Genomic DNA, 15,078 nt, shown 5'->3' on the forward strand with positions numbered 1-15,078 from the left:
CGCGCAGTGCCTATACCCGTTGGCGACAAACGGCCAGCACCAGCTGCCGCAGCCAACGGTGATCCGCCTCGGCGTCCAGGCGCGGGTGCCACATTTGCGAGACGGTAATGGGCGGCGTTTTCACCGGCAGCTCGAAGACGCGCAGCGGGCCGTCGGCCGGTTGGGCCTGCAGGAAGGAGGCGGGCAACAGCGCCAGCAGGTTCGAGGCCTGCGCCACCGCCAGCGCGGCCGGGAAGCTCGGCACCACGGCGGCAATCTGGCGCGTCAGCCCCAGCTCCGCCAGCGCGGCATCTACCGGCCCGAGGATGCGCCCGCTGCGCGAGGCCACCACGTGGCCGCAGGCGGCGTAGTCGGCGGCGCCGATCTCCGGCTGTTGCGCCAGCGGATGCGTGGTTCTCATCACGCCAACGAAGCGATCGCGAAACAGCGCCTGCAGGCGGATTTCCGGGCCCATGTCACCCAGTACGCCTATCTCCAGATCGACCAGACCTTCACGCAGGGGGCGGTCGCTTTTCTCCGGCTTGGGCGCAAAGCGCAGCCGCACTCGCGGGGCCTGTTCGGCGGCGGCGGCGATCAGCGCCGGGCCGAAGGCCTCGACAAAGCCGTCGTTGGCGCGCAGCGTGAAGGTACGATCCAGCGCGGCGGGATCCAATGTCCCCTGCGCCGGACGCAACACGGCGCGCGCTTCGAACGCCGCGTGCCGCGCCCGCTCGCGCAGCGTTTCGGCGTAGGGCGTCAGCACCATATGACGGCCGGCACGCACCAGCAGGGGATCGCCGGTCGCCGTGCGCAGTCGGCTGAGGGTACGGCTCATCGCCGAGGCGCTTAAACCGAGACGTCGCGCCGCGCCGGCAACGCTGCCCGCCGTCAGCAGCGCGTCGAGCGCGATCAGCAGGTTGAAATCAGGGTCTGTCATGCGTGCGCATCCTGTCGTGCTGAATAGGGGGAAGGCGTTCGATGCAGTTTGTGCGTGCTAATGCTGCATCAGTCGCCATGCATTATGCCTGAGCCTGTTTTCGATGTGCCATGACTTACCGCTAAAAAACCGGAGGGAGACTGGCCCGTTTGTCGTCTGAACATGGCGATAAAGGCGGAAGGATCGTTATACCCCAGGGTAGAGGCGACATATTTGACGGCTTTCCCTTCCTGCAACAGCCTCATCGCCGTCAGGGTTTTGCTTCTCAGCTTCCATTCATTGAAAGAGATGCCGGTAGCGGCGAGAAATCGCCGAGACAGCGTACGCTCACTCAAGCCCAGCATGCCCGACCATTGTGCCAGCGTGTTGAGATGGTGCGAGGCGGCGCTCATCTTTTCCGTCATGATCTTGATAACGTCGTCGCTGCCGAGCGGCAGATAGCTGTCAAAACGCTCCGACAGCGCCAACTGCTCAAGCAACGCGGTAACCAACGTCTGGTCCTGAGGCGTGCGCGGATAGCCAATACGCCTTTCTGAAAAATCGGCCAGCACCGCTTTGACGACCTTATTCAGCCGCAGGGTTTGCGGTTTGTTCGGTAAGAATTGGCATAGTGGGGGACTGACATGAAGAATGACATAATCAATTGCACTCTTTGCGACGGATTCATGTTCGGTATTAACGGGAAGCCAAATGGCATATTCCGGCGTGGATAAATAAATATTGCTCTCAATATTTATTTCCACCAGCCCTTTCATGGAATACATCAGTTTTCCCCAGGGCAACGCCTGTAAAGGGAATTGCGCTCCTGCCGGCCAGGATTTATTTCTGAACCAAATCGATATTGGGGCTTCCCCGGTCAATTCTGACGGTTTCATGACGCCTTCCTGTCCGCTCATGGCTGCGCCTTCCTATTATAACAATAAGTTGTCTGATAATCGGCATTTCTATTCTATGGGGAAAGCTTACTCTGGGCAGGTCATTCCCCTGGATAAAGGTAACCTTATGTACGGCAAAATCATTGATCTTTCGGTGCCGCTGATGAGCGGGATCGCCTCCGATCCGGAAAGTTTTCTGCCGGAAATCGAGTATGTTGATAACAAGCGCGGAGCGTTGCAGCTGGCGGAATCATTTCCCGGCCTGGATCCCCGGGAGCTGCCGCGTCAGGAGGGCTGGGCGGTGGAGTTTGTCCGCATGAGCACCCACGCGGGGACGCATATGGACGCCCCTTATCACTACCATTCACATATGGATGACGGATCGGCGTCAAAAACCATTGATGAAATACCGTTGGAATGGTGTATCGGCCCTGGCGTCAAATTGGATTTTCGCCATTTTCCCGACGGTTATGTGGCCACTGCGCATGATATTGAGCGTGAATTAGCGAAGATCGGCCATCATATCACCGCCGGCGATATCGTCCTGGTCAACACGGCGGCCGGCGGGCGTTACGGCAGCGAAGATTTCATTCATCGCGGTTGCGGCATGGGCCGTGAAGCGACGCTGTATCTTACCGAGCGCGGCGTCAGGGTGGTCGGCACCGATGCCTGGAGCTGGGACGCGCCATTCAGCCATACGCGCACCAAATTTGAACAAAGCGGCGATGTTTCGCTTATTTGGGAAGGGCATTATGCCGGCAGTCAATATCCTTATTGCCAGATTGAAAAACTGTGCAATCTTGAATTGCTGCCGCCCTGTGGATTTAACGTGATCAGCCTGCCGGTCAAGGTTTATAAGGCATCCGCCGGCTGGGCACGGCCGGTTGCATTTATCGATGAACGCGCAGGAGAATAAACGATGGCCAGAATAAAACTGCCGACGGTGAGTGAATTAACGGCTGAACAGCAGCAGCAATATGCCCGTTTCCCCGCCAACCTTACGCTGGGGCTGTTGAAAACCAGCCGTTCGGCGCAGGGATATCTGTCCCTGGGGGCTTCCTTTCCTGCCGGGCGACTGTGCGATAAAGATCGGGAAATGATCATATTAAGGGTTGGCGCGTTAAGCCACAGCGCTTATGAGCGTATGCAACACTATCCGCTGGCGATCCTTGCAGGGTGGCACGATGACGATATCAAGAAAATAGAGCAGGGAGTTGGTGTCGATGCCAGAGGGACGGCCATCTTGCATTTTGTCGATGAATGCGTGAAGCGGGTGAAGGTTTCTGCCGACACATTTCACGCGGTCAGGCACTATTACGATGAGGTTCAACTTGCTGAGCTGTCATTAATTATTGGGCACTACATGATGACGGCGCGTTTTTTGGAAACGCTGGAAATCGAGCTGGACGAGCAAGCAACGTCGTGGGAAAACATGTCTACGGATTGAGTGCGTGCACGGCGTGAGCGCGATAAAAAAGCCGATAACCTGGGGGTTATCGGCTTTAATGCGCAGTGGCGGAGGGTTACGCCGGCAGCTGCTGCGCGGTTTTCTCGACCAGCGCCAGCAGCAGCTTGATGTCTTCCAGCGTCACGATCGGGTTCAGCAGCGTCATCTTCAGGCAGGTCACGCCATCGAACTCGGTCACGCCGACGTTGGCGCGGCCCGACTCCAGCAAGGCATCACCGATGCGCTGGTTGAACAGCGCGACGGCCGCGTCGCCTTTCGCCGCCAGCTGCGCCGGACGGTAGCGGAACAGCACGCTTGCCAGCTGCGGCTGCATCACCAGTTCCAGCGATTCCTGGTCGGCGATGTAACGCGCCACCTGTTGCGCCAGCGAGACGCCATGATCGATGATCTCGGCATACTGCTTCTGCCCCAGCGCTTCCAGCCCCATCCACAGCTTCAACGCATCGAAGCGGCGGGTGGTCTGCAGCGATTTGGAGACCAGATTCGGCACGCCTTGCGCTTCGTCGAATTCGGAGTTCAGGTAGGCAGCCTGATAGCGCATCAGCTCGTAGTGGCGCTCGTCTTTCAGCAGGAAGGCGCCGCAGCTGATGGTCTGGAAGAACTGCTTATGGAAGTCCAGAGTGATGGAGTCCACCAGCTCCAGGCCGTCCAGGTAGTCGCGGTACTGCTCGGAGAGCAGCAGCGCGCCGCCCCAGGCCGCATCCACGTGCACCCAAATTTTCTGCTCCGCCGCCAGCCGCGCGATATCGCGCAGCGGGTCGATCGCGCCGGCATCGGTGGTGCCGGCGGTGGCGACGATCGCCATCACCTGCTCGCCGTTAGTCTTGGCCTGCGCCAGTTTTTCCGCCAGATCGTTCACGTCCATGCGGGCGAAGCGATCGGTTTTCACCAGCGTGACGGACTGGTAGCCGAGGCCCATCAGCGCCATGTTCTTCTGCACCGAGAAGTGGGCGTTTTCAGAACAGAACACTTTCAGCTTGCGCAGATCGCCCACCAGACCGTCCTGCTGCACGGAGTGGCCCTGACGCGCGAAGAATGCATCGCGCGCCAGCATCAGCCCCATCAGGTTGCTCTGGGTGCCGCCGCTGGTGAACACCCCGGCGTCGCCGGGCTGGTAACCGACCTGGGCGCGCAGCCACTCGATCAGCTTCATTTCGATCAGCGTGGCCGACGGGCTCTGATCCCAGGAGTCCATGCTCTGGTTGGTGGCGTTGATCAGCACTTCAGCGGCCTGGCTAATCACCAGGCTCGGGCAGTGCAGGTGCGCCACGCACTGCGGGTGGTGCACCGACAGGCTGTCTTTCAAAAAGTACTCGATGGCGCGCTCGATCGCCGCCTGGTTGCCCAGGCCTTGCGGGGTAAAGTCGAGCTGGATGCGCTCGCGCAGTTCGGCAACGCTTTTGCCCTGATACATCTCGGGCTGTTGCAGCCACTGCACGACGGCTTCACTGCTCTGTGCGATCGCCTGGCGGTAAGCCTCGGCGCTGTGCGCCGAGGAAGCCAGAATCGGGTTTAACTTGGACATCGCGGTCATTCGCTCCAATCAGACTGGCTTGACGCCGGCGGCCAACAGCGCCTGCTCAAATTTATCCAGGAAAATACCCAGCTCATCATTGGTGATCAGCAGGGAAGGCAACAGACGGAGCACACAGCCGTTGCGCCCGCCGCGCTCCAGGATCAAGCAGGATTCGAAGCATTTTTTCTGCAGCAGCGCGGACAGCTCGCCATCGGCCGGGTAGCAGCCCATGTGATCCTGCGCTTCGTTCGGCTTGACGATCTCGATGCCGATCATCAGGCCCAGACCGCGGACGTGCCCGATCACCGGATAACGTTTCTGCAGCTCGGCCAGCTTGCCTTTGAGCCATTCGCCCTGAGCGGCCACTTTGTCGGCGACCTTATGCTCCTTCAGGTACTGCAGGGTGGTCAGGCCGGTGGCCATCGCCAGCTGGTTGCCGCGGAAGGTGCCGGTGTGGTGGCCCGGTTCCCAGGCATCGAACTCTTTTTTGATGCCCAGCACCGCGAGCGGCAAGCCGCCGCCGACCGCTTTCGACATCACGATGATGTCCGGCTCGATGCCGGCGTGTTCGAAGGCGAACAGCTTGCCCGTACGGGCGAAACCGGCCTGAACTTCGTCGATGATCAGCAGAATGCCGTGTTCCTGCGTCACTTTGCGAATGCGCTGCAGCCACTCGGCCGGGGCCGGGTTAACCCCGCCTTCGCCCTGAACGGCTTCCAGGATCACCGCCGCCGGTTTACGCACGCCGCTTTCCACGTCGTTAATCAGATTATCGAAGTAGTAGGTCAGCGCCTTGACGCCGGCTTCGCCGCCGATGCCCAGCGGGCAGCGGTATTCATGCGGATAAGGCATGAATTGCACTTCCGGCATCATGCCGTTGATGGCCGCTTTCGGCGACAGGTTGCCGGTGACCGACAGCGCGCCGTGGGTCATGCCGTGGTAGCCGCCGGAGAAGCTGATCACGCCGGAACGGCCGGTGTGTTTTTTCGCCAGCTTCAGCGCGGCTTCCACCGCATCGGCGCCGGACGGGCCGCAGAACTGCAGGCAGTACCCTTTGCCTTCGCCCGGCAACAGAGAGAGCAGGTAGTCGGAGAAACGATCTTTCAACGGGGTCGTGAGATCGAGAGTATGTAACGGCAAGCCGCTGGTAATGACATTTTGGATGCTTTGCAGGACGTCGGGGTGATTATGTCCAAGAGCCAACGTTCCCGCCCCGGCCAGGCAATCAAGATATTGATTATTCTCAACATCAGTGATCCAAACGCCCTGGGCTTTCGCAATTGCCAACGGCAATTTGCGCGGATAACTCCTAACATTCGACTCAAATTCGGCTTGACGCGCCAAATAGGTTTCATTGTTTCCGTTTAATGAGTTTGCAACTAAAGTATCAATACGGACTTTATCCGTCATCATATCTCTCCTACAACCGAAGGTCTCAAAACGCAACGATTGAATTAATGAATTAGAAAAGTAACTGCCTTGTGAAAAGCGCGACCAATATATGGCTTTTTTGCCTGGGACTCAATAGCCGATTTTGTTTTGAATTGTTTAGTTTTTTCTTAGGCTCATCAATATGTTGTTGATTTGTTGACCGTTGGTTTTGCCGGCAAAAAACAACATTTCTTTAACATTGCGTAAAAATCCTTTTCTGCTTTCCTTTGGCTGCTTCTTTAATGCATTTATTATTAAGGTGAATTTCCGATTAATAACATAAATAGAAAATAGCGGCTTATTTTCATCTATTCACCACCTTAAGTCCTATAGCGGTTATATACACAAAATTTGTGATGAATATAAGCAGTCGAGCGTTAAAAGCGCAGTATCCAGAGTGGTGATTTCTTGCAGATTTTACGTAGCGCGATCAAAAAAGCGGGATTTTTGTGCGGCGCCGGCGTGTCTGCCGGCGCCGCGGTCATTAACGTTGCCGTAACCAGGCGTGATAGCGCCGCAGAGTGCGGCGGGTGCGCCACCGATCGATGAGCAGCGACCACAGCGGGGAGTAATGCACGTTGCGCGTCCGATCGCGGCTCAGGGCGTGCATGCGGCGCTTGATCAGCGCCATGCGGGCGAGCAGCGTCAGCGTTTTGTCGCGCCATTTTACCGGTTCGGGCAGCGCATGAGGGGCTTCGCCGGTTTGCCAGCGGCGCGGCAGATCGGGAATTTCCGCCATGGCGGTGGCGATGCCGACCACCGCGACGCCGCTGTTCAGCACCCGTTGCGCCACCGACGGGCGGGCGATGCCGCCGGTGGTCATCACCGGCATGCGCGCTACTGCGGCGAGATCGCGGGCGAAGGTCAGAAAATAGGCTTCGCGCGCCAGGGTGCTGTCGTCTGCGGCTTCCCCCTGCATCGCCGGGCTTTCATAACTCCCGCCCGACAACTCCACCAGATCGACCGGCAGTTCGTTGAGCATCAACAACACCTGTCGGGCCTCGTCCGGCGAAAAGCCGCCGCGCTGAAAATCGGCTGAATTGAGCTTCACCGCCACGCAAAAATCTGGCGAGACACGCTGGCGCACCGCGCGCACCACCTCCAGCAGCAGACGGGCGCGATTCGCCAGTTCGCCCCCCCAACGATCGCTGCGCCGGTTGGCCAACGGCGACAAGAACTGGGAGATCAGGTAGCCGTGCGCCGCGTGGATCTGCACGCCGGTAAACCCGGCCTTTTCGGCGGCGTGCGCGCTGGCGGCGAAGCGGGCGATCACCTCGGCAATCTGCGCTTCGCTCATGGCTTCCGGCTGCGCGAACGCCTTGCTGTACTTGCCCATCGCCATCGGAATGGCGGAGGGCGCCCAGGCGTTGCCGCCCATGTTGGCCATCACCTGACGGCCCGGGTGGCTGAGCTGCATCCATACCTGCGCGCCTTCCTGGCGCGAGGCCGCCGCCCAGGTTTTGAACGCCTCGAGCGGCGTATCCTGTTCCAGCACCACGCCGCCGGGGCCGGTCATGGCGCGTCCGTCGATCATCACGTTGCCGGTGATGATGAGGCCGGCGCCGCCGATACCCCAGTGGCGATACAGACGCCATAGCGCGGGGCCGGGCAGTTGGCCTTCATCGGCCAGATTTTCTTCCAACGCGGCTTTGGCCAAACGGTTGGGTAAGCGGCTGCCATTGGGCAGAATCAGCGGGGTAAACATCGGGTACGTTCCTGTCGCAGGGGGAATGGCGCTATACTAGGTTTAAAGTTAACTTTAAGGTCAATAGGGCATGAAAATCGGAGAGTTGGCGGAGCGCGCCGGCATGGCCGCCTCGGCGATACGTTACTACGAACAGCAGGGTCTGCTGCCCAAAGCGGTGCGCGGCGTTAACGGATATCGGGTGTATAGCGAAAGCGCGCTGGAGCGGCTGCACCTGATCCAAATCGGCCAGAATCTGGGGTTCTCGCTGCAGGCGATCCGCGGGGTATTGGCGCTGCAGGGCAGCGCCTATCAGGATGGGTTGATGCAAGGCGTCGACAGCCGGCTGGCGGAAATCGAACGGATGATGGCGACGCTGAACGAGCAGCGTGAGACGTTGATGGCGACGCGGCGTATTCTGTTGGAATCTGGCGTGGCGGGGTTGTGCCGCGCAAAAAATGAAAAACAGGCCGGTGCGTGGCCGGCCTGCAAAGATTAACGGTGTTTAAAGGCGGCGCGCCCGGCATATACCGCCGCGCTGCCCAATTGGTCTTCGATGCGCATCAGCTGATTGTATTTTTCGATCCGCTCGCCGCGGCACGGCGCGCCGGTTTTCACATGGCCAGCTCGCATCGCAACCGTCATATCGGCGATAAAGCTGTCGACGGTTTCGCCGCTGCGGTGTGAGATAAAGGCGCCCCAGCCATTTGCCTGGCAAAGCTGCACGGCGGCGAAAGTTTCGCTCAGCGTGCCAATCTGGTTCAGCTTGATCAGCGCCGCATTGGCCAATCTTTCATCAATCCCGCGCTGGATGTATTTCACGTTGGTGACGAACAGATCGTCACCGACCAGTTCCACCTGATCGCCCAGGGCGTCGCTGAGAATGCGCCAGCCCGCCCAGTCGTCCTCGGCCAAACCGTCTTCAATCAGCACGATGGGAAAATCTTGCACCAGCCGCTGGTAATAGGCCGTCATCTGTTCGGCATCCAGTTCGGTGTTTTCGCTGCGCAGGCGATATTTGCCGTTGGCGTAGAATTCACTCGAGGCCGGATCCATGCAAATGGCGATATCGTCACCCGGTTGATAACCGGCTTTCTCTATCGCTTGCACGATCAGCTCCAGCGGTTGCCGGTTTGAGGCGACCGCCGGCGCGAAACCACCTTCGTCGCCGACGCCGACCGACAGGCCTTTTTCCAACAGGATTTGGCGCAGCGCCTGATAAACTTCACTGCCCCAGCGCACGGCCTCGCGCAGCGACGGCGCGCCCAGGGGCGCTATCATAAACTCCTGAAAGTCCGCGCCTTGCCAGCGGGCATGCACGCCGCCGTTGATGATATTCATGCAGGGCACCGGCAGCAGGTTGGCGCCGATACCGCCCAGATAACGATACAGCGGCAGCTGCGACAATTTCGCCGCGAGGCGGGCGGCCGCCAAAGAAACGCCAAGCAGGGCGTTGGCTCCCAATCGGCTCTTGTTCTCGCTGCCGTCCAGCGCGATCAGCCGGCGGTCAATCTCCTCTTGTTGGCGTACATCCACCCCACGCAGTGCCTCATTGATTGCCGTTTTGACGCTTTGCACCGCTTCCTGCACGCCTTTACCGCCGTAACGGTGCGGATCGCCGTCGCGGTGTTCCACTGCCTCGCGCGAACCGGTGCTGGCGCCGGAGGGAACCGAAGCCCGTGCTACGACGCCCGCCGCAGTCATTTCAACTTCGACGGTGGGATTGCCGCGCGAATCTAGGATCTCTCTGGCGGTTACGTTTTCAATTTCATAGCTCATGGATGATCACCTCATTCTAGGGAGTAGGCACGTGCTTTATCAGCACGTCGATCGACAAATGGTTAATGAACTCGAAGCCGAAGGAGGCAAAGACGCCGAACGGACGGTTCTGATGGCCGAGCAGCAACAGATCGACGCCTTCACGGGCAATCAGGGTTTCAACGTCTTTGAAGCGATGGATGCTGACCATTGCGCGCACCTCCAGGGGGATTGTGCAGTCTTCCACCAGCCGGCTGAGCATGGCTTTGGCAGCGATCACCTCGCTGGACTGGCGATCTTTGGTTTGTGCATCGCTGAGGTAGTCCAGCTCGGCATAGTCGGCGCTGATGTGCGCCACGGTAATGCGCGTATTCATCTGCTGATTGAGGCGTTCGGCATGGCGTAACAGCAGCCGGCCGTCGCGTTCATCCTGCACCAGCAGTAAAGCATGTTGATAGAGCGACATGACTTATCTCCCTGCGTTAGCAATCTGTAGGGTTAACCACGGTAAAACCTCTTTTTTCCGGCTCGTCATGCCGGGCAGCGACACCTGCCGAATGGCGAGCACCCGGTTCGACGAGAAATACAGGGTGGAGCGGCGGCGGGTGATATCGGTCACCAGCAGCGCGGCCATCTCCAGCCCGGCCTCCTGCTTAGCCTGCTCGAGCGCCTGTTGCAGCGAGGGCAACAACGGATCGATATCGCTCATGGCCCGCACTTCTATCTGCGACAGCAGCAGCGAGACGCTATGGATGCGGTAATTCTTGGCGTCGCGGTGCAGCAACTGCGGGGCGGATTGCCCCGAAAGATCGGTTTTGGCAGCCAGCAGCCCGGCGGTGAAGGCGTCATAGTCAACGTGAGAGATTGCGCATAACCGCGCGACCGCCAACCGATCCTGTTCGGTGGTGGTCGGTGCGCTCAGCGCAACGGTATCGCTCAAAATCGCGCCCAGCAGCAGCGTGGCCTGGGCGGAAGAAAGCGGCATCGGCGTATCTGACGTCAGTATGGACAGGATCACGGTGGCGCAACAGCCAACAGCGCGGATCCAGACATCGGGCGGGTTGCGGGTGATCAAGGTGCCCAGCCGGTGATGATCGATAACGCCGACCACATCGCTGTCGGGCAATGAGGCCGGCCCTTGTTCGACGTCGGTAAAATCCACCAGCCAGACTTTGCGGTCACGGAGATCGTCTGTCAGCAGCGCAGGCGCTTGTACGCCGGCGGCGGCCAGTATGTAGCGGGTTTCCGGCGTCAATTCGCCAAGGCGGAAAGCGACGGCCGGTTTGCCGAGGTGATTGAGCCAGTCCGCGACCACCAGCGCGCTGCAGATACTGTCGCTGTCGGGATTTTTATGGCCGAAAACGTACAGCGGCATTTCCCGCACGGCGAGATCAGGCTGGGACGGAAAAGGGGTAATACGTGAGATTTCATTCATAGCGACTCCTGACATACCTGCCTAAAAAATAAAGCGAAGTTGTATATCAGGCGTCATCATCCGGTTCGAGCGAACGCGGCGGTTGGGAAAGGTGGAACACCATCACCTTGTGAACGACTGTAGCGCAGCGCGGTGGCAAACGCAACGCCCGGCAAAGCTGGCGAGAATGCATAATCGGATTGATACTGAGTGAGTCTATGATGGACAAGGATATTTGCCGCTAACCGACGGATAGGCTGAACGGAATCACGCCGGCCGACTGCACCGGATCCGTGGGTGTCACAATGGGAGTCAACATGCTCGAGCCATGCTTCCCCGAAAACGAAGCCGAACGCCTGTCGGTATTGGATTCGCTGAACGTGCTGGATTCGAACTCAGTAGAAAAGCTGGATCGCATCACGCGGCTAGCTGCGAAATATTTCGGCGTCACCATTGCGCTGGTGTCACTGATCGACCGCGATCGTCAATGGTTTTTATCACGCTATGGCCTGGATGTCCGGGAAACGCCGCGCAACATCTCGTTCTGCGGCCATGCCATTCTGCAACGCGAAGCGATGGTGGTGCCCGATACCGCGCAGGATCCGCGCTTTTTCGATAACCCACTGGTGGTCGGTGGCCCGCGCATCGGCTTCTACGTCGGGCAACAGCTGCTGTCCCTCGACGGGTTGCCGCTCGGCACGCTATGCATTATCGACAGTCACCCGCAGCCGTTTCCTCAAGATAAACTGGCCGACCTGCGTGACTTCGCCGCGGTGGTGGAAGAGTATCTGCAGAGCATCGAACGCAACGTCTATACCGAAAACCTGAAATCCGATCTGCAGCGCACGGAGGCGTTATTCGAACAGACTTTCTCTCAGGCGGCGGTGGGCATGGCGCTGGTTTCGCTGCAGGGGTATTGGCTGCGGGTCAATCCGCGCATCTGTGAAATGCTGCAATACTCCGAGCGCGAGCTGATGGATCGCACCTTTCAGGACATTACCTATCCGCTCGATCTCAACACCGATCTGGAAAAACTGCAGCAGTTGCTGAGAAACGAGATCGACACCTACTCGCTGGAGAAACGCTATTTCCGCGCCGATGGCACGATCGTATGGGTGGAACTGACGGTGGCGCTCAATCGGCTGCCGAACGGCAAGCCGGATCATTTCATCTCGGTCATCGTCGACATCAGCGAGCGCAAGGCGGCGGAGGCCGACCTGTATGCCTTGCAGCATGAGCTGGAAGAACGCGTCGAAATTCGTACGCATGAGCTTAACGCGGTGGTCAAACAGCTCAACGAAGAGATAGAAACCCGGGTGCTCGCCGAATCTCAGCTCAGTGCGGAAAAAGAACGCCTGCGCGCCATTACCGACAATATGCCGGCGTTAATCAGCCAAATCGACGCCAATGAACGCTACCTGTTCGCCAATAGCGCCTATAAGACCTGGTTTGGTCTGGAAGAGGCCAGCCTGCAGGGCATGACGGTGCGCGAGTTCATGGGGGAAAGCGTGTATCAGATGGCCCGGCCGATGATCGCGCGGGCTTTGGCGGGCGAAATGGTCAGCTTCGAAAACGAATTGCAGACCCAGCAGGGGCTGCTGATGATCCATACCACGCTGGTGCCGTGCGAGGCTCAGGGCTTTTACATTCTCTCCATGGATATCACCGAGTTGAAGCGGCTGCAGCAACGATTGGAATATGACGCCACGCACGACATGCTGACCGGGTTGACCAACCGACGCGCATTTCTGCGCCGGTTGTCGGGCACGTTGCAAGTCTGCTGTCATCAGCGGCAGATGGCCCTGTTGTTCATCGATCTCGATGGTTTTAAGGGCATGAACGACAGTTACGGCCATGACTTTGGCGATCTGATCCTGAAGACGTTCGCCAAATTGCTCAGCGCTTGCGCCGACGAACGGCACAGCGTCTCGCGCCTGGCCGGCGACGAGTTCACGGTGATCCTGTGGCCGCTGACAGCGCCGCGGCCTGAGGTCAGCGCGTTTTGCGAAAAGGTGTTGGCGGAGCTGGCCGGTATTTCGCAGATCGGTCAGCAGAAGGTCTGCCTGTCCGCCAGCATTGGCGCCGCTATCTCTGCGAGTGGGGACGTGACGCCGGAAATGCTGCTGGCCAGCGCCGACGGCGCGATGTATCAGGCGAAATCCGCCGGCAAAGGCACTTACGCCATCTGTGAGCTATGAGCCAATGTTACGACATCTCAGTAAGAACGAAGACGAGCGCCTGGCGGCCATCGATGCGCTGGCGGGGTTGGGCGCCGGCCATGACGACGCGATCCATCAGGTGCTGACGATCACCCGCAAGCTGTTACAGGCCGAGGGCTGCCTCATTTACCTGCACGGAACGCGCAAGATTTGGATCCGCGAGCACATTGACGTCGGGTTCGAGGAGATCGATTTCGTCAGCCCCTTGTTCAATTTCGTTCGTCTGAGCGGCGAGGCGTTGATTTGTCCGGACACCCATGCGGATGAACGCTTTGCCTCGGATCCCATGGTCAACGGCGCCGCGGCGATCCGCCACTGCGCCGCCATCCCGCTGTGCACCCGCGAAGGCTATACGATCGGCGCGTTCTGCCTCGTGGGTTCGCAGCCAAAGCATCTGACTCGCCGTCAGGTCGAACTGCTGCGCAGCATGGCCACCATCGTCGGCGAGCTGATCGAAGCGCAGAGTGAGATCGGCCTGGTCGATGCCATCACTCGCTTGCCCAATCGACAACGGCTGATGGGGGAACTCGGCAATTTACCGGACACGGGCAAATACGCGTTATTGCTGTTCGATACGATAGATATCCAATACGCCTACGAGATGGCGCGTTCTTTCGGCCTGTCTACGGTAGAGTTACTGCTGGGGGATATCAGCCATTTCCTGAAAGAGACGTTTCTCAGTGAGCGCATGCTGTACAGCATCGCGCCCGGACGTTTCGCCGTCATTATCGAGGCGCAGCACATGCCGCAGGCGAAGCGCGATCTGTTGCGTTGCGCCGACCGTTTGCATCACGAAGTGAGAGGCGCCGTGCCGCTGCGCCTGGAGCTTAATGCCGGTTATGCGTTGTTTTCCGCGCCGCATGCCGATCCTCCCGAGATTTTGCGCCAGGCGACCAGCGCGCTGCATGATTCGATCGACGAGGGGCGAGCCGTCTCCCTCTATAGCGAGCCGAAGGATGCGGCGCGCAAGCATAATTTCAATATTTTTAATGAGTTGGCGCAGAGTCTGAAGGAAAATAATCGCGGGCTATTTTTGGAATACCAACCGCAGATTGATTTGGCGAGCGGCAGGATCGTCGGCGCGGAAGCATTGCTGCGTTGGCTGCATGAACGTTGGGGGGCGATCCCGGCGGGGGAGTTCATTCCGCTGGTGGAAAATACCTCGCTGATCAAACCGTTGACCGAGTTTGTCATCGCGCAGTCGATTGAACAGTTGTTGTTGATGCGTGAAGCGGGGATCGCGTTTCCCATCTCGATCAACGTGACGGCCGGCAATCTGGCCGAGCGGCACTTTGCGGCGCGGTTGAATGAAGCCATCACCCGGCGCGGGCTGCAGGCGGGGGACATTGAGATAGAGTGCCTGGAGTCGCAACGCATTCAGGAAAGCAGCGCGGCGTTGGCCTGTCTGCATGCGCTCAAGGCCAACGGGCATCGCATCGCGCTGGATGATTTCGGCGCCGGCTACAGCAATTTAAACTATCTGCGCCATATCCCCGCCGACGTCGTCAAACTGGACGCCTCCCTGATAAGACTGCTGAAGAGCGATGCGGAAAGCCGCATCATCGTGCAAAGCATCATCGATATGCTGCATAAACTCAACTATGAAGTCTTGGCGGAAGGGGTGGAAGACCTGGAGTCACTCCACTACCTGACCGAGTATCGGTGCGATGTCGTACAGGGCTTCTATTTTTCACCGGCGGTGACGTTGGAAAAGCTGTGCGCGCTCGTCGACATTCACGGGCAGCAGCGGCGAAATGCCTGAGGCAGCGCCGCTCATGGCGCGCCAACCGGAAATCG

General features: G+C 59.0%; 13 protein-coding genes and 1 riboswitch. Of the genes, 5 read left to right on the forward strand and 8 right to left on the reverse strand.

Annotated features, from left to right (window positions below; translation table 11 throughout):
* Positions 1–10: 10 nt before the first annotated feature.
* Entirely contained in the window at positions 11–916 is a 906-nt protein-coding gene (locus ACP3TA_RS17860; protein WP_089194743.1) for a LysR family transcriptional regulator, read from the reverse strand.
* A gap of 68 nt (positions 917–984) precedes the next feature.
* Entirely contained in the window at positions 985–1,680 is a 696-nt protein-coding gene (locus ACP3TA_RS17865; RefSeq protein WP_241016107.1) for a helix-turn-helix domain-containing protein, read from the reverse strand.
* On the opposite strand from ACP3TA_RS17865, the gene ACP3TA_RS17870 reads away from it, so the two are divergent.
* Positions 1,670–2,707 (forward strand): cyclase family protein, encoded by a 1,038-nt coding sequence (locus ACP3TA_RS17870; RefSeq protein ID WP_228287379.1) that lies wholly within the window; start codon positions 1,670–1,672, stop codon positions 2,705–2,707. The genes ACP3TA_RS17865 and ACP3TA_RS17870 overlap by 11 nt on opposite strands.
* A gap of 3 nt (positions 2,708–2,710) precedes the next feature.
* The gene (locus ACP3TA_RS17875) at positions 2,711–3,238 is read left to right on the forward strand and encodes a carboxymuconolactone decarboxylase family protein (protein WP_046687042.1); all 528 of its coding nucleotides are present in this window, start codon (positions 2,711–2,713) and stop codon (positions 3,236–3,238) included.
* A gap of 76 nt (positions 3,239–3,314) precedes the next feature.
* On the opposite strand, the gene ACP3TA_RS17880 is transcribed toward ACP3TA_RS17875, so the two are convergent.
* From ACP3TA_RS17880 to ACP3TA_RS17890, 3 genes are all read right to left on the reverse strand, one after another.
* Entirely contained in the window at positions 3,315–4,784 is a 1,470-nt protein-coding gene (locus tag ACP3TA_RS17880) for a pyridoxal phosphate-dependent decarboxylase family protein (RefSeq protein WP_122016638.1), read from the reverse strand.
* Between the two features lie 18 nt (positions 4,785–4,802).
* A complete protein-coding gene (locus ACP3TA_RS17885; protein ID WP_206196004.1) occupies positions 4,803–6,185 on the reverse strand; it encodes a diaminobutyrate--2-oxoglutarate transaminase in 1,383 nt (460 codons plus the stop codon).
* Between the two features lie 505 nt (positions 6,186–6,690).
* A complete protein-coding gene (locus tag ACP3TA_RS17890; RefSeq protein WP_197749825.1) occupies positions 6,691–7,911 on the reverse strand; it encodes an NADH:flavin oxidoreductase/NADH oxidase family protein in 1,221 nt (406 codons plus the stop codon).
* Between the two features lie 70 nt (positions 7,912–7,981).
* On the opposite strand from ACP3TA_RS17890, the gene ACP3TA_RS17895 reads away from it, so the two are divergent.
* A complete protein-coding gene (locus tag ACP3TA_RS17895) occupies positions 7,982–8,389 on the forward strand; it encodes a MerR family transcriptional regulator (protein WP_033643072.1) in 408 nt (135 codons plus the stop codon).
* Here the strand turns inward: ACP3TA_RS17895 and eno are convergent.
* Genes eno through ACP3TA_RS17910 form a run of 3 tightly spaced genes read right to left on the reverse strand, consistent with a single transcriptional unit; the run spans position 8,386 to position 11,083 of the window.
* Positions 8,386–9,669, reverse strand: coding sequence for a phosphopyruvate hydratase (eno, locus tag ACP3TA_RS17900; protein WP_122016583.1), 1,284 nt, complete (start codon positions 9,667–9,669; stop codon positions 8,386–8,388). The genes ACP3TA_RS17895 and eno overlap by 4 nt on opposite strands.
* A 16-nt stretch (positions 9,670–9,685) precedes the next feature.
* A complete protein-coding gene (locus ACP3TA_RS17905; protein ID WP_197822890.1) occupies positions 9,686–10,114 on the reverse strand; it encodes a universal stress protein in 429 nt (142 codons plus the stop codon).
* A gap of 3 nt (positions 10,115–10,117) precedes the next feature.
* Positions 10,118–11,083 (reverse strand): DHH family phosphoesterase, encoded by a 966-nt coding sequence (locus ACP3TA_RS17910; RefSeq protein ID WP_123061692.1) that lies wholly within the window; start codon positions 11,081–11,083, stop codon positions 10,118–10,120.
* Positions 11,084–11,123: 40 nt separating this feature from the next.
* Positions 11,124–11,199, reverse strand: a riboswitch (Fluoride riboswitch).
* Between the two features lie 180 nt (positions 11,200–11,379).
* Between ACP3TA_RS17910 and ACP3TA_RS17915 the strand changes: the two genes are divergently transcribed.
* A complete protein-coding gene (locus ACP3TA_RS17915) occupies positions 11,380–13,260 on the forward strand; it encodes a diguanylate cyclase domain-containing protein (protein WP_196018310.1) in 1,881 nt (626 codons plus the stop codon).
* A gap of 4 nt (positions 13,261–13,264) precedes the next feature.
* On the forward strand, positions 13,265–15,043 hold the full coding sequence (locus tag ACP3TA_RS17920) for a bifunctional diguanylate cyclase/phosphodiesterase (protein ID WP_122003830.1): 1,779 nt from the start codon (positions 13,265–13,267) through the stop codon (positions 15,041–15,043).
* Positions 15,044–15,078 lie beyond the last annotated feature (35 nt).

The organism is Serratia sp. 2C06 (assembly GCF_050037615.1).
Taxonomy (GTDB): domain Bacteria; phylum Pseudomonadota; class Gammaproteobacteria; order Enterobacterales; family Enterobacteriaceae; genus Serratia; species Serratia ureilytica.